At 39.8% G+C, this 21,068-nt stretch carries 16 protein-coding genes and 2 pseudogenes; 11 read left to right on the forward strand and 7 right to left on the reverse strand.

The window, feature by feature from the left end:
* Positions 1 to 289 (forward strand): annotated as a pseudogene (locus HCR01_RS32935) (IS5/IS1182 family transposase); the annotation flags it as partial.
* Positions 290 to 459: 170 nt separating this feature from the next.
* Complete coding sequence (locus HCR01_RS32940) at positions 460 to 2,577, forward strand: tetratricopeptide repeat protein (protein WP_193200173.1); 2,118 nt, start codon at positions 460 to 462, stop codon at positions 2,575 to 2,577.
* A gap of 134 nt (positions 2,578 to 2,711) precedes the next feature.
* Here the strand turns inward: HCR01_RS32940 and HCR01_RS32945 are convergent, their stop codons facing one another.
* On the reverse strand, positions 2,712 to 4,496 hold the full coding sequence (locus tag HCR01_RS32945; protein WP_193200174.1) for a serine/threonine-protein kinase: 1,785 nt from the start codon (positions 4,494 to 4,496) through the stop codon (positions 2,712 to 2,714).
* 653 nt (positions 4,497 to 5,149) lie between these two features.
* Between HCR01_RS32945 and HCR01_RS32950 the strand changes: the two genes are divergently transcribed.
* The 3 genes from HCR01_RS32950 to dpdE all read left to right on the forward strand — a co-directional run bounded on the left by HCR01_RS32950 (position 5,150) and on the right by dpdE (position 9,538).
* Positions 5,150 to 5,506, forward strand: a complete 357-nt coding sequence (locus HCR01_RS32950; protein WP_193200175.1) for a hypothetical protein — start codon at positions 5,150 to 5,152, stop codon at positions 5,504 to 5,506.
* 1 nt (position 5,507) lies between these two features.
* Positions 5,508 to 5,804 (forward strand): hypothetical protein, encoded by a 297-nt coding sequence (locus tag HCR01_RS32955; protein WP_226889842.1) that lies wholly within the window; start codon positions 5,508 to 5,510, stop codon positions 5,802 to 5,804.
* A gap of 419 nt (positions 5,805 to 6,223) precedes the next feature.
* Positions 6,224 to 9,538, forward strand: coding sequence for a protein DpdE (gene dpdE, locus HCR01_RS32960; protein WP_193200176.1), 3,315 nt, complete (start codon positions 6,224 to 6,226; stop codon positions 9,536 to 9,538).
* A 213-nt stretch (positions 9,539 to 9,751) separates the two neighbouring features.
* Here dpdE and HCR01_RS32965 read toward each other — a convergent pair.
* Positions 9,752 to 10,069 (reverse strand): annotated as a pseudogene (locus tag HCR01_RS32965) (ArsR/SmtB family transcription factor); the annotation flags it as partial.
* 98 nt (positions 10,070 to 10,167) lie between these two features.
* On the opposite strand from HCR01_RS32965, the gene HCR01_RS32970 reads away from it, so the two are divergent.
* Complete coding sequence (locus tag HCR01_RS32970; RefSeq protein WP_193200178.1) at positions 10,168 to 10,866, forward strand: MBL fold metallo-hydrolase; 699 nt, start codon at positions 10,168 to 10,170, stop codon at positions 10,864 to 10,866.
* Between the two features lie 147 nt (positions 10,867 to 11,013).
* Here HCR01_RS32970 and HCR01_RS32975 read toward each other — a convergent pair whose 3' ends face one another.
* Complete coding sequence (locus tag HCR01_RS32975) at positions 11,014 to 11,649, reverse strand: Uma2 family endonuclease (RefSeq protein ID WP_193200179.1); 636 nt, start codon at positions 11,647 to 11,649, stop codon at positions 11,014 to 11,016.
* 84 nt (positions 11,650 to 11,733) lie between these two features.
* Positions 11,734 to 13,287, reverse strand: coding sequence for a YcjF family protein (locus HCR01_RS32980; RefSeq protein ID WP_193200180.1), 1,554 nt, complete (start codon positions 13,285 to 13,287; stop codon positions 11,734 to 11,736).
* 400 nt (positions 13,288 to 13,687) lie between these two features.
* Here HCR01_RS32980 and HCR01_RS32985 point away from each other — a divergent pair, with 400 nt between their 5' ends.
* A complete protein-coding gene (locus HCR01_RS32985) occupies positions 13,688 to 15,388 on the forward strand; it encodes an ATP-binding protein (protein ID WP_193200181.1) in 1,701 nt (566 codons plus the stop codon).
* Positions 15,389 to 15,853: 465 nt separating this feature from the next.
* Complete coding sequence (locus HCR01_RS32990; RefSeq protein ID WP_193200182.1) at positions 15,854 to 16,066, forward strand: hypothetical protein; 213 nt, start codon at positions 15,854 to 15,856, stop codon at positions 16,064 to 16,066.
* A 249-nt stretch (positions 16,067 to 16,315) separates the two neighbouring features.
* On the opposite strand, the gene HCR01_RS32995 is transcribed toward HCR01_RS32990, so the two are convergent.
* From HCR01_RS32995 to HCR01_RS33005, 3 genes are all read right to left on the reverse strand, one after another.
* Positions 16,316 to 16,549 (reverse strand): hypothetical protein, encoded by a 234-nt coding sequence (locus HCR01_RS32995; RefSeq protein WP_193200183.1) that lies wholly within the window; start codon positions 16,547 to 16,549, stop codon positions 16,316 to 16,318.
* A 105-nt stretch (positions 16,550 to 16,654) separates the two neighbouring features.
* Positions 16,655 to 18,049, reverse strand: a complete 1,395-nt coding sequence (locus HCR01_RS33000) for an aminopeptidase P family protein (protein WP_193200184.1) — start codon at positions 18,047 to 18,049, stop codon at positions 16,655 to 16,657.
* 32 nt (positions 18,050 to 18,081) lie between these two features.
* Positions 18,082 to 18,339 carry a hypothetical protein gene (locus HCR01_RS33005; RefSeq protein ID WP_193200185.1) on the reverse strand — a complete coding sequence of 86 codons (258 nt, stop codon included), beginning with the start codon at positions 18,337 to 18,339 and terminating at the stop codon, positions 18,082 to 18,084.
* 339 nt (positions 18,340 to 18,678) lie between these two features.
* On the opposite strand from HCR01_RS33005, the gene HCR01_RS33010 reads away from it, so the two are divergent.
* From HCR01_RS33010 to HCR01_RS33020, 3 genes are all read left to right on the forward strand, one after another.
* Positions 18,679 to 19,479, forward strand: a complete 801-nt coding sequence (locus tag HCR01_RS33010; RefSeq protein ID WP_193200194.1) for a PhzF family phenazine biosynthesis protein — start codon at positions 18,679 to 18,681, stop codon at positions 19,477 to 19,479.
* Between the two features lie 260 nt (positions 19,480 to 19,739).
* A complete protein-coding gene (locus HCR01_RS33015; protein WP_193200186.1) occupies positions 19,740 to 19,973 on the forward strand; it encodes a hypothetical protein in 234 nt (77 codons plus the stop codon).
* Between the two features lie 499 nt (positions 19,974 to 20,472).
* Entirely contained in the window at positions 20,473 to 20,925 is a 453-nt protein-coding gene (locus HCR01_RS33020; RefSeq protein ID WP_193200187.1) for a hypothetical protein, read from the forward strand.
* The last annotated feature ends 143 nt before the right edge of the window (positions 20,926 to 21,068 follow it).

Genomic DNA, 21,068 nt, shown 5'->3' on the forward strand with positions numbered 1-21,068 from the left:
TTATCACTCTGAACATCTGAGGCAGGAGTTAGAAAAGGTTTATCCCCAGATTATGACGAAAATCAGGTTTGAACTTTCACCAAAACCATCAAAACACGAAAAGAAAGAATTAGGGAAGTCTGGGTTTATTCCGGTGGCTGCGAGGTGGGTAATTGAACGCTCAAATGCCTGGATGGAAAGATGCAAAATTCTTGTCAAGAACTTTGAGAGAACTCTAGTTAATGCAACTGCCAAAGTTAATCTTTGTTTTATTCGGTTGATGGTTAAGAGGCTTGCAGCCTCTTCTTAGATGTCAAATGAGTTCTATATTAGCATTTGGTATAAGTGGCGCGGCGTAATAAGTGCTTTTATGACAGTCTTTCACTAATATATTCTCTCGCCCCTCTCCCGCTCCCCTCTTCCCCCGAACGTGTGGCAAGATCGGAATCAGATCGCATCGCACTTAACTAGGCAAACGAGATGCTCGGAAACACACTTGTTGGAAGATACCAAATTATTAGTCACTTGGGAGGTGGGGGTTTTGGTGAAACTTTTGTCGCTTATGATACTCAATTGCCTGGTTCACCTCAATGTGTTGTCAAGAAACTCAAGCCTCAAGCAAGCGATCCAGTAACTTTGGAGACAGCTAGGCGTTTATTTGATACAGAAGCGCAAGTTTTATATAGATTAGGTACTCACGATCGCATTCCCCAACTCTTAGCCTACTTTGAGGAAGATGCAGAATTCTATCTCGTACAAGAATTCATCGAAGGTCATGATTTAAGTCAAGAATTAACGCCAGGAAAAAGCCTAAATGCAGACGAGGTAATTTCGTTTTTACAAGAGATTTTGGCAATCTTAGAATTTGTCCATCAACAAAACGTAATTCACCGCGATGTCAATCCGCGAAATATTCTTAGACGCCAGTCAGATGGCAAATTGATTTTAATTGATTTTGGTGCAGTTAAGCAAATTACCACTCAAGTAATTACTCCCCAAGGACAAACCAAATCTACTGTTGCTATAGGTACTCCTGGATATATTCCTGGAGAACAAGCTCAGGGTTCGCCAAAATTTAGCAGTGATATCTATGCTGTGGGGATAATTGCTATTCAAGCTCTCACAGGATTAGCTCCCGAAGAAATAGCAAAAGATCCTGATACTAATGAATTTATCTGGCACAATCAGACCACAGTCACGCCAGAATTCGCTCAATTTTTAGATAAAATGGTGTGTTACGATTTTCGGCAACGCTACCCTTCAGCAAAAGTGGCATTACAAGCGCTGAAAGAGTTAGCACAACCACCTCTAGGGACAATAGCATTGACCCCTATCTCTCCAGCAAAAAATATCAAAAACTATAAACCTAAAAAAGGTGTATTGGCGAAGTTTTTCTTATCCATATGTTTAATAGGCGTCAGTGGAATAGCATCAATATTTATTTTTAATCATATCAATTCAAATAACGCTACAGCATTATATAATCAAGGCAATACGCTTTTTGATTTGCAACGCTATCAAGACGCGCTAACAGTATATGAAAAAGCAGTTAATGTCAGACCAGATTATGCTCAAGGATGGAATGGTCAAGGTAAAACGCTTTATAAATTAAAACAATACAAAGAAGCTCTAGCAGCATACGATAAAGCAATTCAAATTCAGCCTGATTATTTAGAAGCTTGGATAGGGCGAAGCTATGTATTGGGTATGTTACAGCGATATCAAGAAGCGATCGCCTCTTTTGATAGAGCAATACAACTTAAAGGTGACAATCCAGAAGTGTGGAATGCGAAAGGTGAAGCTTTAAGTAATTTAAACCAATATGACGAAGCAATTAAATCTTATGATCAAGCAATTGAGTTGAATCCAGATGATTACGAAGCTTGGTACAAAAAAGGATTAGCTTTGCAGAATTTAAAACGATATAAAGATGCGATCGCTGCCTACGATAAAGTTGTGGAATTAAAACCAGATTATGAGCAAGTATGGTATAATATTGGAAATTCGCTAGTTAATTTACAGCGTTATCAAGATGCTTTTACAGCTTATGATAAAGCGGTGCAATACAAACCAAATTATTACCAAGCTTGGCTGTCTAGAGGTAATATCCTATTAAATTTGCAACGCTATCCAGAAGCAATTGAATCTTTTAACCAAGTAATTAAATACAATCCGAGAAACTATCAAGCGTGGTATAATCTTGGCTGGTCGCTACATCAAAGCCAACGCTATCAAGCAGCAGTGGAAGCTTATAATAAAGCGGCAGCAATTAAGCGAAACGATTATCAAGTTTGGTATAACCTGGGGAATTCGCAATACAATTTACAGAAATACGAAGACGCGATCGCATCTTATAATAGAGCAGTTCGTTATAAACCAGACCATTACGAAAGCTGGTATAGTAAAGGCAATGCTTTATTTGTTTTGAACCGATATCAAGATGCGATCGCATCTTATGACCAAGCAATTAAATATAAGCCTGATTACCAACAAGCAATAGACGCTCGCAATAAAGCCCAAAGTCAACAACAAGCCGATAAATCACAGCCTGCGATCGTACCAACTGTACCCACTCCTAATCCTACCAACTCACCATAGAGACCTTACATGTAACGTCTCTATGGTTTTGGGTTTTATTTATGTACTTCATTTACCTGAAATCTGTGTTCATCTGTGGTTATTTTTGGTTTTATTCAGATTTTTGCAACAAGTCTAATGCAACGTCTCTACTACTACCGAATATTCACCTCTTGCAGATTACTTCCTATCTGAAGTTTTTCCATCTTATTAACTGAATTGTTGGAAACTAAAGAACTTTTTCTTTGTGTAGAAGAAACAGTTCTTAATCCCATCTTTTCACTCTTAGCTAACAGACGTTGCTTTTGAGTATACTCATTTAATTTGACTTGAGCTTGAGCATAAACTGGAGTATCTTTGGGAATCTTCCCTAAAAATTTTACAGCACCATTAAAATCACTAATAGATGCTTGCTTATAGGCTCTATGTAAAAAGTATGCTGCTCTAATCTGCCGTTTCTCATGATACTCAGCCAACTTTTTTTGGACTAAAGCACCGGCAGAACTTTCTTGAGGAATTTGACGCAGATATGCCAATGCAGTGGAAAAATCTCTTTTCCCAGCACTTTCATAAGCTTTTGCTAATAAGTCTTGTGTCTGAGCTTCAATTTTGACTTGTGCTTGCTGCACTAGTTTATCTGTTTTTGATTGCCAATATAAAATATCTGGAACTTTAGGAGCAATACGAAGTACATCTGACCATCTACCTTCATTTGAGGCTGTTTCAGCTAATTGGTATTGCTGTGCTGCGAGTTGCCATTGCTGTTGCCATTCTTCGATTGTGGCTTGAGCTTCTGGATAAACATTACTCTGAGATGGGATTGATTTTACCAGTGCGATCGCCTTTTGCAAATCCCCTGATTGATATTCTTCTGTAGCTTTATATAAAGTTTCTGTTTCTGAATATGCTGGCGAGCTATTAACTAAGGAATATACACTAAATCCCATCAACAAAGAATTAGCCGCTAGTCCGACTTTCATTCCTGTTAGTAACGGGGACGATTTCCCAGATACAGGATGTTGGTGAAAATTATCATCGTCAACAGCTACTTCTAAAGAAAGTTGATACGGTACTTCTACAATTTGTTGCGGCTTTTCCCATTCCAGATGCTTGAGTACTCGTAGTACTTCACCCGCAGACTGGAAACGATTTTGCCAATCATAGCGAATCATTTGGCTGAGAACAGCAGCTAGATAATCACCAATTGGCGTATTTTGAGAACGCCAGACCATCTCATTAGTATAAGGGTCTATTTTTAATTGCAGCGGTTCCATACCCGTCAAAGCCTGGATAGCAATCATACCCAAGGCATAAATATCACTGTTTGGCTGTGTTTGACCAATAAATTGCTCTGGCGGTATGTAACCCAATGAGGTAACAGGAATCTTATAAATGGGTAATTCTGCATCAATGCCAAAATCAATTGGCTGAATTGAGCCAAAATCAATTAAAACTAATTTTCCGTCACAAGCGCGTCTGACTAAATTTTCTGGTTTGATATCGCAATGGATGACACCTTGAGAGTGAACAAATTCTAGAATACTTAAAACATCTTTTAAAAATTTGATAACTTCGCTCTCATCCCACAAACTTCCCCACCCTTGCTTGATGGGTAATTCCGCAGTTAACGCATGTCCTTCTATACACTCTTGCACTAAGTAGAATCGTTCGTGTTCTTCAAAGCAAGTGATGAATTCGGGAATTTGGTGATGGCCTCCCAGACGCTTGAGGGTTTCAGTTTCAGTAAGAAACCGTAATCTCAGAGTATCTAAATAGCTGGAATGGGAACTGCTAACCTTAAGTTGTTTAACAACGCATTTAGGGTTTTCTGGGTAATCTATGTCTATGGCAATATATGTTTGTCCAAATACCCCTGCACCTAGGTTTTGAACAATTTGATAACGCCCTTGTAGTACTTTACCGATCATGTGGTGGTTCATGAGCTGGTTACTTAGTAAGCCTTTATATTAGTTTTTCTGGCATTCCTGCGTGTTTCCGGAATGGCTTAGAAATAAAACACTAGTGTCGCTTCTCTTACGAGATGCCTTCCAAACGCGGAATTCTAAGTTTAAATGTCAAAAAGTCAAAAACCCTTGTATCTTGGGCTTTTGATATTTTGTCAGATGCTATGTTGATTTCCGCTGTGACGTACTAGAGTATGGACTCCTTGAATGCAAACTTTGTTTCTTAAGTATTTTTTCTTTAGCAAGAATAGTATTTTGTTATTTTTATAACGCTGAATATTAATTAGGCATAAGTATAAAATTTTTCAATATTTGGCACTGTTTTTAACTTATGCATTATACCAATTGATACTTCCTGTGCTAGTGATTACAAGATTTCTGCAACTTTACAAAAATATCAAAATTAACTATTCGTGCTTTAATAAATGTTATTATTTAAGTAATCACATCGCAAAGAATTGACAAAAATCTACCTTAGTGATAATATTTGTAGTGATAGTTTTATTTTATTGGCTAAAACATAAGTATTGTTTTATTAATTAAGTTTTAACGTTACAAATTTTACATAACTATAGTTGTACTTTTGATAGTAATACGCTAAACTCTTCTGTGAGTTCAAGAATGTTACTATGTCTTCAGCAGGTAGAGGAATTTCAGAAATAACAAATTCAGTGTTAAAAGGAAGCGGATCATTCAAGAGAGCTACCTTTACCACCTTGAATGTAGAAAAGCTAAAAGGTGTTTTGTCTTACTTTTCTTATCTACACGCCAATGGAGAAATTAGCGACAAGGCATTTGAAAATTTAGTCTGCTATGCCTGTTCTATTTTCATTGAAAATGAAGTAGAAGAAATAGTTCAAGAAACTTTAGAACGCAAGCTAGTACAGTTTTTGCAAACTAAGTTGTCTTTAATAGATGAAGATAATTCTGATATAGAACAAATTGGTTATGCTTTGAAAGCAGCTAGACTGATAAGGAGCAGATAGAATGTCTAGTGCCAATCCTGAATCTAATGAAAGCTTAGATGATAAAAATAAAAAATCAACTCAAGCTGGAGATTTACAAAATCCTCCTGATGAATTAGAAACCTTACCTCCAGAATTAAAGAGAATAGTGCAGACAACTCTTTCAATGCAACGAATATCGCCTACACCTTTCATATCACCAATTCAAGAAAAAATTAATGAATCTCATATCTCAAAAATACTTGAGATTGTCGAGAAAGATATGAAAGAGCTTTTGCTGATACTCAAGCATCTCGTAAATATACTCTCATTAATATAGTCATTTTTCTAGGATTTTTAGGATTTTTAACTGTTTTTTTAGTAAATAAAGATTTAGAAACTTATAGAGAGTTACTAAAGTTACTTATTATATTTGCAGGTGGTTTAGGAAGTGGCTTCGGTTTAAAAGGTTATTTAGACAAGAAAAACAAGTAGGTTTGCCATATCACATTGTACTAGATGCTTAACCTATTGTTGTATTTGCTGATTTTTTGTTGACCAGAAGCAAAATCATCATCATAATAATCAAAAGTACTATTAACCAATATACTTATCTGCTTCTAGGGGCTTGCTACCACTTTCACTGTGATGTAAGTTAATCATCTATATATATTTACAAAATTTCCATAGCAAGCTAGTCTGAAAGGCTGTAGCTATTGCTGTAGTGATGTTTATTAGTGTGTTCAGAGGACTGGATCTATGATTGAGCTTGGTTCATTGGTGCAGTCTCAGAATAACGATTTGGGGATAGGAAAAGTTACTGGAATATCTGATGATCATGCGATCATTGAGTATTTCTGCTCAGTAGGACAACGCCTACAAAAAACTTTACCTTTAAATTCGCTTTTGAAAGTCAGGCTTCAGGCCCAGACTCGATGCTATATTAATTTGGGAACCCAAGATACATGGATAATTGGCAGAGTCTTTGATTGGGACGAAGATAGAAGGAAGTATCAAATTGACCTGCCTGATAAGAAAACTGCGATCGCAGTTGAGCAGGAAATTTACGTTCGTTGTAATCTACCCATCGTAGACCCAATCGAAACCCTAGCAATGAAGGGTCACGAAACGCCTTATTTCCACGACAGAAGATTGGCTTTTGTCAAATGCTTGATTAAGCAACGCGCTGTTAGTCGCGGGATGACGGGACTGATTTCGGCGAACATCAATCTTTATCCTCACCAAGTTGAAGTTGTCCGGCGCGTTCTAGAAGACCCAATTCAACGCTATTTGCTAGCGGATGAGGTGGGACTAGGAAAAACCATCGAAGCGGGTGTGATTTTGCGTCAATACCTCCTCGATGAACCAAAAAAACGTGCGGTAGTACTGGTTCCACAACATTTGCTCCAACAATGGCGGATTGAGTTAGAAAATAAATTTTATCTCTCCCATTTTCCCGAACGGGTGGTAGTGCTTGCGGTTGAAGATGTCCATAGAATCAACCCGAAAGCAAAAGTAGGCTGCTTAATTTTAGATGAAGCCCACCACATCGCGGCAATGGCAACCTCCAAGGATGCAGCTGTGCGCCAGCGTTTTGAGGCTTACAAAAATCTTGCTCATAGAAGCGATCGCTTACTGTTATTATCCGCCACTCCTGTTCTCAACCACGAGCAAGATTTTTTGGCAATGCTGCACCTACTTGACCCGACAACCTATAAACTTGAAGATTTAGCAGGTTTTCGCGCCAGAGTTGAAAGCCGCCAGGAAATTGGTAAAGTTCTCCTTTCTTTTAGAGAAGGCGCGAATCCTTCAGTTTTGAAAACTAACCTTCAACAACTGCAAAATCTGTTTGCAGAAGATCAATATTTGTTAAATCTTACACAAGAGTTGCAAAATTGTTTGCAAACATCAGAAACACTTCCGACTGAACGAGATAAAATTGTCCGAGAGATTCGCACCCACATCAGCGATACCTATCGGCTTCATCGTCGAATGCTTCGTAACCGTCGCGCTTCTGTGGAAGATGTCATATTTGATCGCAATATTACACTTAAAGAAGAATATGATTTAGATGAGCGATCGCCTGATATTTACGAACTCATCGAACAATGGCGTACCACTGCTCCCCATCAAGAGCAATATCAACGAATTTTCCGATTATTATTCCTAGCTTCTGGTACTTGGTCAGGCATTCTAGAACAAGTAATAACCGCTCGTTTAAGCAGTATCCGCCATACTGGTTTGATTCGGGAATTTGGCGAAGATGATATCCGCATCTTGACTACAACCCCGAAATTTCCAGAAGAAGAAAAAATTCTGGAATCGTTGCTAGGGATTATTAAACAGCCTTCAGAAGATGGCGATCGCATCGAGCTACTAAAAATTATACTACTCTATCGCTTATCAGAAATCTTAGGACTTCAATCTTTCCGCAGTAATATTAAGCAATTGTGCGAGCGGGTAAAACAAAGAATTCAAAGACCTATTCCCGGTGATTATCTGCCCAAAATTGTCATATTTACTGGTTTTGAACAAACTTGTGCAGAAATTATTCGCTCTTTATCTGATACTTTTGGTACAGGAACTATCGCTAGTCATAAATCAGAACAGACTCCCGCACAAGTTGAAAGTAACTTAAACCAGTTTAAGAGTAACCCTAATTGCTTTATCCTCGTTTGTGATGCCTCTGGGGAAGAAGGTCGTAACTTCCAGTTTGTTGATTGGATGATTCATTTTGACCTTCCCTGGTCGCCAAATCGTTTAGAACAAAGAATTGGTAGAATTGACCGAATTGGTCGGCCCATAAATGTTGAGTTTACAGTATTAGTTGGCGCAGACATAGGCGATAGCCCTCACGATGCTTGGTATCGATTATTAAAAGACGGGTTACGCATCTTCAATCAATCAATTGCTAGTCTCCAGTTTTATGTTGATGCAAAATTGGCAGAATTAGAAGCAACTATGTTTCAATTAGGTGCTAGCGGATTGTCAAAAATAATAGAAACAATCCAACGAGAAATTGCTGAAGAACAAGTAAAAATTAGCGAACAAAATGCGTTAGATGAAATTGATACTCAAGAGGAAAACGCTACTCAATATTTTCAAGAATTAGATAATTATGACGCTCGTCATTTAGAAATTAAGCAAGCAATTGAAGGCTGGATTGAGGACGCGTTGCATTTTCAAGCAATTGATAACTCAAATTTAGCAGAAGCATGGCGTTATCAACCAAATAAACGTACCTTGCTACCAGTTGATGAATTGAGAAGTCGTTTTGCTAATCATACAGAGCAATTTGGTACTTATAACCGCCGAGTAGCAAACCAGAAATCTGATATCAAACTCTTCCGTATTGGAGAAGGATTGGTAGAAGCGCTGTTTAGCTATATAGATTGGGATGACCGAGGTCGAGCTTTTGCTATGTGGCGCACTGACACATCTTGGGATTCTGGGGAAGGGATGGAGTGGTTCGGTTTCCGATTCAATTATGTAGTTGAAGCAAATTTAGAAATTGCGAGGCGAGTTTTAACAAAGTCCAAGCTAGATGATACTAAATTTAAGATTTTGAAGCGACGTACTGATGCTTTGTTTCCCCCAATTGTCGAAACTATTTTTATTGATGCTCGCAATGAACCAATGTACATTGTTGAAGATGAAAATCTGTTGAAAATCCTGCAACTTCCTTATAAGGATAGAAGCAATAATCAATACTGGGATTACAATTTGGCAAAGGGACGCTTGAAAATTATTGACGATTTTGTTGATGCTAGTAAATGGCAAAATTTTTGCTATCAAGCGCGTAGCACATCTTTAGAATTGCTCTCTCAGCGTCCTGATTTTATCGATTTGTGCGAACAACGCGCTAAGGTTGCTGAAAAGAAATTAGGTAACAGAGCCGAACAATTACGCCTCCGCCTAAACCGACAAACTTGGGATTATGCGGTTGCTGAAGAATTGAATGTAGAGAGTGGGTTGAATGAAGCCATTTTAGAGGGAATTCGCCAACCTCAGATTAAACTTGATTCTGTTGGCTTCATTGTTTTATCTGGGCGGTCGCCTGTACAATCTGAGTGAATGAGTGAGGATAAGGCTAAAGGGAAGCAAATTTGGCTTTAAGAGACTCGCTTGTTGAGATAAGCCTTTGAATACCAAATTAGCCTTATCTTGTCAGCCTTTCAGGCAAGTTATTCTTGCATAATTCCTAAGAGAAAGCTGTAATTGTTAAATCACAATTAGTTGCACTTATCATCATTACATTTTCTGAAAAACCTCAATTTGGAGCAATTTTTACAGATGGCGCAGTGCTTGTAGTTGCTCTAACTGTTGGGTTTGTTCTTGCAGACGAATAGCAAGGCGATCGCACACTAACTCACATAGCTCAAAAATTATCGGGTCAGTAATTTGGTAAGAAACACTGATTCCTTGTGGCTTACGAGTAACTATACCTGCTTGCATCAATACTTTCAAATGTTTGGAAACATTTGCCTGTCCTAGTCCGGTTTCTTGGATGATTTCCGTCACATTTTTCGCTCCTGACTTGAGACAACACAAAACTTGCAGCCGACTCACTTCTGACAACACTTTAAAATATTCAGCAACGGGAGCATTTGATTGTAATGCTCATCCACAAATGAAGCAGTTTTTTGAGCATTACGTTTCCAAGCACTCAAAAACTAGTTGAGTTTCTTCAAGGAGAAAATACTATGTTATTCAAACAATTGTTTGACAGAGAAACTAGCACTTACACTTACCTACTTGCAGATCAACAGACTCAAGAGGCTATTTTGGTAGATCCGGTTTTGGAGCAAGTCGAACGTGATTTAAAACTACTTACAGAATTAGGGTTATCTCTGCGTTACAGCTTAGAAACCCACATCCATGCTGATCATGTTACGGGTACAGCCAAATTGCTAGAAATGACTGGTTGTTTGGGGATTGTTCCCGACAAAGCTAAAGCCAGTTGTGCGGATCAGCATATTAAAGATGGAGAAATCCTAAAATTGGCAAGCATAACAATTAAGGCGATCGCCACACCAGGTCATACAGATAGCCATAATGCGTATTTAGTTAATCAAGATAGAGTTTTAACTGGAGATGCCTTATTTATTCGCGGCTGTGGACGAACTGACTTTCAAAGTGGTGATGCAGGAATTTTGTTTGACTCAGTAACACAACGACTATTTTCTTTACCTGATGATACTTTGGTATATCCTGGTCATGACTATCGTGGACATACAGTATCTACTATTGGAGAAGAAAAACGGTGGAATCCGCGATTTGTAGGACGCGATCGCTCTAACTTCATTGAGTTCATGGCCAGTTTAGATTTACCTGAACCAAAAAAAATCATGGAAGCAGTCCCCGCCAATGAGCGTTGCGGTAACTTACTTTTTACCCGTTAAGTTCCTCTGATAAGTTTTATTTACTTCAGTACCAAACAAAAAAAGTGTGGTTTATTTACCTGAAAATACCTTAAGCAAACCCAATGCTTAACTCTAAAGCATTAGAATTCAAAGGTGCGATCGCAAATCATTAATCAATCTCACCAGTTAATCTTCAATAACTTCCCCTGCTTGAAAAACTTGATTAGCTGTCATTTTCAAATCTGGGAAAGTTGGGGATATAATGCAGTCATTAGCTCGAAATTGGCTAACCTGATACTCTCCATCTACTAATTCATAAAGTGAGAGACTAGGAATTTTTGGATCGCCGATAAACTTCCTAGCACCTAATGCGGCATAATCGACAATCCAATACTCTGGAATACCCATCTCCTCATAGTCAGCGAGCTTTTTATAGTAATCATCGCGCCAATTTTGGCTAACAATTTCAATCACTAAAGGAATCGAACTACCTTGAGTGACTGTTGAGGATTTTTTCCAAAGTGATTCTGAAGCTAAACAGGGTCGATTCAAGATTAAAACATCTGGTAAATAACCTGATTCACCTTCAAAAGGTTTTACTATTGCTTGGTTGGGGATGAAGTAGGGAAGGTTTAATTGACTGTATTCAATGACTAGTTTAGTAGTTAAAAACCCTTTTATTTCTTCATGCTTTCCGACTGGTGGCGTCATCTCAATAATTACCCCATTATGTAGTTCGTAACGTACTTGGGAATTTTCTGGATACCATTGAATAAATTCCTCAAAGGTTACTACTTTTGTTGCTGTTTGAATTTGAGTCATAAGTAACCTCACAATTCATCTGATTTTGTAAATGATTAACTCAGTGTAAACCAGCTTTTAACTCTTACCTACTCAGATAATGTCTTAACTCTGAGCTTCCTCATCATGTTCAATCACCTCAGACCTATCTGTTAACGGCTTAACCACTCGTGCGATCGCTTCCTGAATAAAAGCTTTAATAAATTCATCTCTGCGATTAATTTGAAACTGTCGCTGCACTACTTCTGTCATTCCACCATCGCCCCAATCTTGGTCATGACGAAAATATTCAATAAAACTTTTCCCGGCAATTCTTGTTAAATAAGCTGCCGTTACGCCTTGAATTGCTCTACCAATAATAAAAGTTGCAACATTGAGTTGCAAAGCCGTAGATAATAATTGAATTGCTCCTTTAACTATCCCTAAACTAGCGATGGTTTTTGCTAAAGAAAGGGCTAATTCTCGTCCCCGTTCCATGTTCAACTCACAGCCATAGACTCTACCAATTTCTACGACCATCTGAGCATTAACAGCAGCAGTCGCCAGTAAATCTACTACAGGTACAGGCGTGACTGATACCACACCAGCACCAATCCACTGAAACCGCTCAACAATTTTATCAGCTTGACGGCGGCGCTGGCCATCGATGAGTTTTCGCGCCTCGTCTCCTAGCCGCAGAGATTGCAGCAGGATGTTATCTGCAACCAAATCTTCACCTTCAGCGCGTAAAATAGCCGCCATCCGCCGCAGCATGGGGACAATATCCGGTTCTGGCTGGAAGGTTTCGCCAGTTTCTAGCTGTGCAGATTGGGGATTAGCAGCGATCGCCACCACATCATTTGGGGCGATAAATCCCCGCACCCGCTGACGCAATCTAGCAAGGATGGCTTCTTTATCTTCATCTGTGTATAAATCAGTTTTGTTAAGCACAAGCAGCGATCGCTTACCGATTTCCGCCAATCCCCGCAGCGGCTCATATTCTGACCGTCGTAAGTCATTATCCACCACAAATAACAATAAATCTGCTTCCGTCGCTAATTCCCGCGCTAGCTGTTCTCGTTCTGTTCCCGCTACCCCCGCTTCCAAAATTCCCGGCGTATCTGTAATTAAAATCTTGCGTTCCAATCCCTTCAACCGCAGACAATAGGTTTCTCCCGCTTGGGTTGTTCCCATTGGTGCATCAACTTGACCCACCATGCGTCCCATAACGGCATTGACTAAGGAAGTTTTGCCAGCACTGCCCGTACCGAATACCACTACTTGAATCTCACCGCGTGCTAAGTTGACTTCAATCTCCCGCGATCGACTCAATAAAGCTTGGCGTGCTACTTCATCTTGAATTTGCGCTACTTGTTGCCGCACAGCTTGGAGAGTTGAAGAAGCCGCATCAGATTTGCCAGCGGGAATTTGCGCTGGTGTTACTCGTCTTGAGTTGCGGCGCGATCGCTTCTCGCCAGCCTGAATCACCAGTACATAATACACAAAAGCTGCAACCAAGGCTCCTATGAGCAAAATCAGCAGCAACAGCAGTAAATTGCCTAGCAGTGGAGAATAGGACAACTGCCAGTAGAGGCGTGAAAGGGAATCAATCAGCCATAGGCTTAGCCCCAAAATGAGGATCAGACCAACAACTAGCGTTACTATGCGCGACAGAGGCATGGATAGCAGATATTAATGAGTATTCAGTAGGCAGATGCTTCTAATCTTAATAGAAAGCGGCGGTAAACCTCATCCCTTTGTGGGCGTTGTCGTCAAGCCGACCCACCGCTTATAGGCATTTGGCCAAAAGCTTACTCTTCTCCATGCCTGATGCCCTATTCTCTATGCCCAAAAACTATGGTGTTTTTTATCGCTTCAGTGTTTTTCACCAGAGTATACACAAGCAATTTTTGATAAACTGAAATTTTTATTTGGTATAAAATTTACTATTGAACTCGTGCGGTTGGATTCCTCGTTTTTGATGAAAACCCCTTCGGATTCGCCAGTTGCCTGGGTCGCTAAACCCTTCCACTGCAATCGTTTTAACACTTAATTAAAAAGTTTAACTGCGAGTCCTACTATGACTGCGACATCCAAATTAAGATACTTTCACTGGGTTAAACGAGTGTTCTATCAACTTAGTATTCGGAAAAAAATTGTTTGTGGGTATGCTATTGCCCTGGGAATTGCAGTTTTGGGAACAACAGTGGGGTTGGCAATTGGCGATCGCTACTTCCAACGAGCCAGACAACAGATGATGCTGGCAGATGAGGAAGGAGGCTTGTTAAGTAATTTGCAAGGAGAATTGTTAGAAATACAGATTTATCAGCAAGAGATAGTGCCTTTTTTACAGCAGCCGCAAGTGTTGCAGCAGAAAACTTCTCATTTGCTGGGTGATTTGGTAGAAGCGGAAACATTGCTTTCTCAAGCGTTGGAATTTAGTCAAATCAATTTGCAAAGTGATTTGCAGGCGTTGCTCAAGAAGCACGATCGCACGATAGCTGTATATTTCCAGCAACTCAGGATGCTGAACCAGCAAGTTTCACCACTCATTTTACAGCCGCAGGGAGTGCCAAAAGCACAGCAATTAATCTCAAAATTTAGTCAAAGTCAGGACGCACTAAAGTTTTATCAATTTGCCAATGAGTTAACCGACTTTGCAAAAACAGTTCGAGAACGCCAACAAGAGGCTGATGTAGCCCAAAATCAGGCTGCGGTAATGCAAGTTCGGATTATTATCATTAGTATCCTGCTGTCAGTGGCGATCGCTGCCATTCTGGCTTTTTACATCAGTAGAATGATTGCTCGCCCGATTAATGCAGTCACAAATATCGCCCAAAGAGTTACCCAAGAAGCTAATTTTGATTTGCAAGCATCTGTAATCACAACAGATGAAGTTGGCGCTTTAGCTAGCTCTCTAAACCAGCTAATTCAACAAGTAAAGCGCCTTTTAGAAGAACAAAAAGCCGAAACCCAAGCGCGACTCATTCAGAGTGAGAAAATGTCCAGTCTGGGACAAATGCTTGCTGGTGTAGCTCACGAAATTAATAATCCTGTAAATTTTATTTCCGGGAACTTAGTACATGCAAAAACATATATTGAAGGCTTATTAGCACTCTTGCAAACATACAAAACCGAAGTTTCTCAGCCTCCCACTGCTGTGCAAACTCTAGCCGAAGAAATTGATTTGGAGTTTCTGGAAGTTGATTTGCCAAAACTCATCAACTCAATGACAGTTGGTGCTGAACGTACGCGAGAGATTGTCCGAAGTTTGAAAGATTTCTCGCGTTTAAATGAAGGTGAAGTTCAGCCGGTAGAACTACACGCTTGTATCAATACTACACTGTTAATTTTGAACAATCGCTTGAAAAAAGGGATCAGCGTTGTTTGCAAATATGGGGATATTCCAGCGATTACAGGCTATGCAGGTTTACTCTACCAAGTATTTATGAATTTGTTGAGCAATGCGATCGATGCTATGGAGGAAAAGTCTGCTGACGATTCGCAATTTTTTCCCGAAATCACCATCATCACAGAACGCTGGGACGACGATTGGGTGATTGTGCGAATTGCAGATAATGGCCCCGGTATTACACCAGAGAATCAAAACAAGATATTTGAATCGTTTTTCACAACTAAACCACGAGGCATTGGTACAGGTTTGGGTCTAGCAATTACTTATCAAATTGTAGTAGAAAAACATCGAGGTAAGATTACTTGTCAGTCTGAGTTGAATAGAGGAACAGAATTTGCGTTGGCTTTGCCAATTTCTCCCTCCTAATAGATCTATCGTGACATACAAGCTATCCCGCCTTGGAATCAATTCCTAATAGCTCAAGTCTACTCAAGTAGATTCAGCAAAAACTTTAGCCCACACGTGGACTTTTGCTATTAGCCTAGAACTTAAGTTATAGGCGGGATATCGGTAGATGCCATTCTTGGACTGTGACAACATTTTAGGTAATGACAAACTTAAAGTTGCAAGGGCTTATACCGGAATATCAACAGGAATTACTCATATGTATAGCTAACTCTTAGCCTATCTAAATAAATTATCTAAACTGAGGGCTGCATGAGCTGGAAGAACACCAGCAATTCTTCGTGCTTTGGCGCAGAAGCTCTTGCGGTAAAAGTGAGTAGCCTAGACAGATTAAGAAAAGATTATTAATCAGCTCATTTTTGTTTAAAATTAGCAGTACAACAGCAAGCTTCATCCTTATCAAAACCTATAGTTTCAGGAGCATTCTTGCAAAACTCAGAGGATATTCAAGTAGGAGATAGAGTATTGATTTTAAATCCTTCTTATGTAGCTGGAAAATATGGCGTGGTTCTTAGTCAAGAATCACGCTCAGATAACCAAGCAAGCCAGCGCTGGCTGATTCAAGTAGAGGATGTGGACTCACCTGATATTGTAGTGTCTTTAGTTTTAGATGAGTTTATCTTAATTAGTCTGCAATGAGTTGAAAAAGAGCAATCACTTTGGTAAATATAAAATTGAAGCATATGCTGAAGCTAATTAATTGCCACTGGATTCGTTCACAAGTAAATTAACTTCGCCATTTGGGGTAATTGTTGCATGAACAACACCGAACCCAAGATGCAAACGACACTACCTAAAATTAGTGTATTTGGGGCTTTCAAATAATGGCCATTCCTGCTACCAAGTTACCGAAAAGAGCCATACCCATAAAGCACATTAATACTATGGTCATATTTGAAAATCTGGAATATTTTCAAGAATAATATTGAAATTGTCTATATCACTAAATTGATTTCCTCTAATTGTTACCTCTACTGAGTTAGTGTTATCGTCGCCATTGTTAATCGCATGGATACCGCTTCCATCAATTGCTGAGAGAATATTGTTGGAGATAGTAGCACTACTACTAACATTGTTATCAAAAAATTCTAGTTTAAAAAGAGGATTTTCCAATTTTTGCACAGATGCGGGAATTATAACTAATTAAGCGGACATGATATAAAACCAGATCGATTCTATGAAGAAGCACGCAAAAGCGCGATCGCAATTCTCTGTTTCCTAGCCCACTCAAACCAAGCAATCACGCAAGCATAGATTTTCTATAGTATTGGCATCATTCGGTAATGCAGCTGTTAAAACTTCACTCCCTTCTGTAGTAACTAAAACATCATCTTCGATGCGGATGCCGCGCACGTCGGCAAATTGAGATAAACGCTGCCAATTAACTAAATTCTGATATTTTGAGCGCAGTTTAGGATCATTTAAAATTGCTGGTACTTGATAAAAACCAGGCTCAATTGTGACTAACATTCCCGGACGCAGGGGACGATTTAAACGTAGGTAGCCTAAGCCAAAGCGATCGCTCCTTTCACGTCCCTCCTCATATCCTGCTAAATCGCCCAAATCTTCCATATCGTGGACATCTAAACCCAGTAGATGGCCGATACCGTGAGGGAAAAACAGCGCGTGGGCATCCATTTCTACTAAATCTTTAGCGTTTCCTTGTAAAATTCCTAAATCAATTAAACCTTCGGCTATGACTGTGGCGGCCAAGAGGTGAATATCCTCATACTCTACACCGGGGTATATCTTGGCAATACAAGCATCATGAGCCGCCAACACAACATTATAAATTTCTCTTTGGGTAGATGAAAATTTGCCGGAAACAGGCCAAGTCCGGGTAACATCAGCAGCCCAACCTGTCTCGGTTTCAGCGCCAACATCAGCAAGTAGCAAGTCACCTGGTTGCAGAGGGTGATGATAATGCTCGTTGTGCAAAACTTCGCCGTGAACAGTGACAATACTGTTGTAGGAGGTAGTCATATTATGAGCAATGAACACCCCTTCCATCGCTGCACGGACTTCTGCTTCCAGTTTGGCTTTTGGTGTTGCTGCCATGCCAGCTTTGTGTGCTGCAACAGTAACAGCGGCAGCTTTTCGCAACTCAGCTAAAGCAGTATCATCGTGGGTAAGGCGTAGAAAAACGATCGCCTTGGCTAACTCCAAGTCAATTCCTTGAGGAGGACTTTGCGGTAAAACCCATCTATTTAATAGCTGCGACTGCTGCGTCCAAGTCGCAGATTCTTGTACGGCAATTGTCGCTGCACCTTCTAGCCAAGATTCTAATTCTGCTATTGGTCTAGCAACATCTGCCCCAATCTTCTGGGCTATTTCGTCACGCGTTGGCATTTCTCCATGCCAAAGGGCGCTGCTGGGTTGGGGATCATCCATGAATAGTTGTAGCTTGCCCGCTTCTAAGCGAATAGCTACATTTGACAATGGTAGTCCCGCAAAATAGAGGAAATGGCTGCTAGCACGCAAAGGAAAACGATTTGCTGGAAAGTTGCGCGGATTGCTGCCTCCCGACCAAATAATTGCTGGAAAATCAATGAGGTTGGCTAGTTGTTGCCGTCGGTGACGTAGGGTATCGACGAGAGAACTAGTGGTGTTTTGGATCAGCATAAATAGAAACTCGAACAAAAAATAAAGGTTATTTAGTCTTTATCGTCGTCATCATTGTCATCATCATTGCGCTCATTGCGCTCATTGCGCTCATTGCGATCGCCGTCATCGTCGTCATCGTTGTCGTTCTGGTTAAGCTGTTGTTCTGGTTTTTGCCGCTCGATTGGAGCTAATGGCTGCTGTTCCCTAACACCGCAGCTGACTAATCCTCCAGAAATGAGCGCTAGGTTGAAAGCAGCTAAGATACCCCCGATAATTTGTATCCTCAAGTTTCCATTTGGATTTAACATTGACCACTAGTTATGCAAAACTTTTTCTATTGTGACTGATTCTGCGAGGATCGATAAAGTCAAAGATACTTTTGAATCAAATTTTTGTCTGATGCATAGACGCTGTTTCGCGCCTTGCCGCGAAGCATTGTAGGTTTGATAAACGGATAAAGTTGAGCCACTCAAAAATGCTGTATGTAAATATTTAACTGTGTATGCGTAAATTTATAACGCATTCATGATACGTATACAAAGCTGCGAATTTGCTGCCTCAACTTCCAGAGTGACCAAATAATTAATAATTACTAATTCACGCCTAATGTGAATTAGTAATTATTAATTATGAATTATTTTGACCCTATGACACGAATCATTACTCAGGTAGACGCCTTCACCAATACACACTTCACTGGGAACCCTGCTGCTGTCTGTGTTTTGCCTGAATCTCAAGATGATGACTGGATGCAAAACGTGGCGCAGGAGATGAATTTATCTGAGACAGCTTTTTTAGTCAAACACGATGATGGTTTCAATCTGCGTTGGTTTACGCCGACGGTAGAAGTGCCGCTTTGTGGCCACGCAACCTTAGCTAGTGCTCATGTACTTTGGTCAGAGGGGCATCTGTCATCTGATGAAGCTGCTCGTTTCTACACTAAAAGTGGAATACTGATTGCTAAACTACAAGGTGAGTGGATTGAGCTAGATTTTCCAGTAAATCACTCACAAGCAACAGTCGCCCCGCCAGAACTCAGCGAAGCCTTAGGTATACCGTACAAATCTGTCTTGCAGAATTCTCTAGGATATTTGGTAGAAGTAGAGTCTGAAGATTTAGTGCGGCAAGTACAGCCTAATTTCCAGCTACTAAAAACATTGCCTATTCATGATGTCATCGTTACCAGTGTTACCCATTTTGATTCAGACTACGATTTCATCTCGCGCTTTTTTGCGCCGGGATTGGGCATTAATGAAGACCCGGTTACTGGAGCTGCTCATTGCTGTCTTGCTCCCTTCTGGCGCGATCGCCTGCACAAAGATGAGTTTTTAGCTTATCAAGCATCTAGCCGTGGTGGCGTGGTGAAGGTGAGGTATTTGGGGGGCGATCGCGTCTTTCTTTCTGGACAAGCAGTCACCGTCTTGCGAGGAGAATTAATTACCGTGTGAGGTTTTGATGTTTCAGCTTCGCTGTACTCTGGCGATGAAAGGGCAAGCGATGGTAGCTGAATAAAACTTTAGATGCTGTTTAATGTCCCAAATTATTTACTAGTTTTGGAATATTTTGTTTGAAGTATTCGTTCTAAATAATAGAGATGACTCATTATCAAGTTATCTCAATCACATGTCGGGCAGTTTGGAGTAACTAAATCGAAGGTTTAGAACGCTCTAAGCCCACATTTCCACCTAGCTTAAAAGGGTGATCAACTATGTTAGACCAATTTGTCGCAACTGAATTGCTTGTGGTCTTATCTCCAGAAGACCAGCAGCTTCTATCTGGGGGACAAGCTACAAATGATGAGGGACAAACTGCAAATGTAGATTTTGGGGGTACAAAATTGCATTGTAAGAGGTACTACCCTGGGCAAAACACCAATGATTGGACTGTTCTTTTTGTAGGCAAACAGCAAACTGTCCATACCTTCTCTTGCAACAGAGTTTAATAATAAAAGCGTGTAATACGGTGTTTGATGAAAGATGTCAGCATATTGCCTGAATCCTGTTTTGCAGGATATAGTTCTGCTATAAAGCGGATTTAACAGTTGTTTATGCTGACATAAATATAAATCAATGTCCTCATACAAATTCTGTATGAAGATGCACAGAATTTTTTGCCTGAAATCCTTGTTATATCAAGGTACTATTCTGTGCTGGCTCACATTGAATTAGTATCAACTTTTTTACAAGGGCATTGATTTATCATGTTGTAGGCACAAGCAAAAAAATAATTTGGTGTTTAAGTTTGGAAGATTTTCTGTTAACGTTTTGTCAAAATAATTAAAGGTTATACCAATTTAAAAAAAGAATGTGACAGATAGACCATGTAGAGACGTTGCACTGCAACGTCTCTACCAATGGATTTGTTGCAATCATTAATTGAATCGGTATTAATAATTATAAAATCTCATTATCTAAATCTGCCAACCATAAAAAGGAAAAACTATGAAAACTACAAATTCACACAGTGGTTTACTAGATAGCATTTTAGTTTTGAATTGTTTACTTGGAGGGATAATATTTTTTGCTCCGCCAATACAAGCAGCAGTAAATGGCAAAAGCTACAATGTTAATGTCAAGTCGAGCCAGGGGAAGAACTTTACTGCTTGTTTTGAATTTGGCAACGACGGTAGTCTACGCTTTCTTGGACTAGATGCTATTTATGACGGTATAAATCTGGGTAGGGAGCAGAAAAATTGGCAAGCTATTACCAAGCTCTCTTCAGAAAATATCGCACTTAGCGGTCGAGTCCAAGATGACTTTATTTCAGGTCAAAGCATAAGTGGTAATGCTATCAATTCTAACGGCACCACTTTTACATTTAACGGAAAACTTATATCTGAGGCACAATGTCCTAGTCAATTGATCAACCCGGAGGAAAATCTATTCTTAAAATAATTCAATGCTCCATTCACTTTAAATGATCTCCGTTATACACATCTCAATTACATTGGGACACTTAAGAGATGAAGGAGACTGGAGCAATTTCACATCCGAACAACTAAACTAAGTGGTGTAAGTAGGTCGGTGTGAACATTTAT

The organism is Nostoc sp. MG11, assembly GCF_014904695.1.
Classification (GTDB): domain Bacteria; phylum Cyanobacteriota; class Cyanobacteriia; order Cyanobacteriales; family Nostocaceae; genus Komarekiella.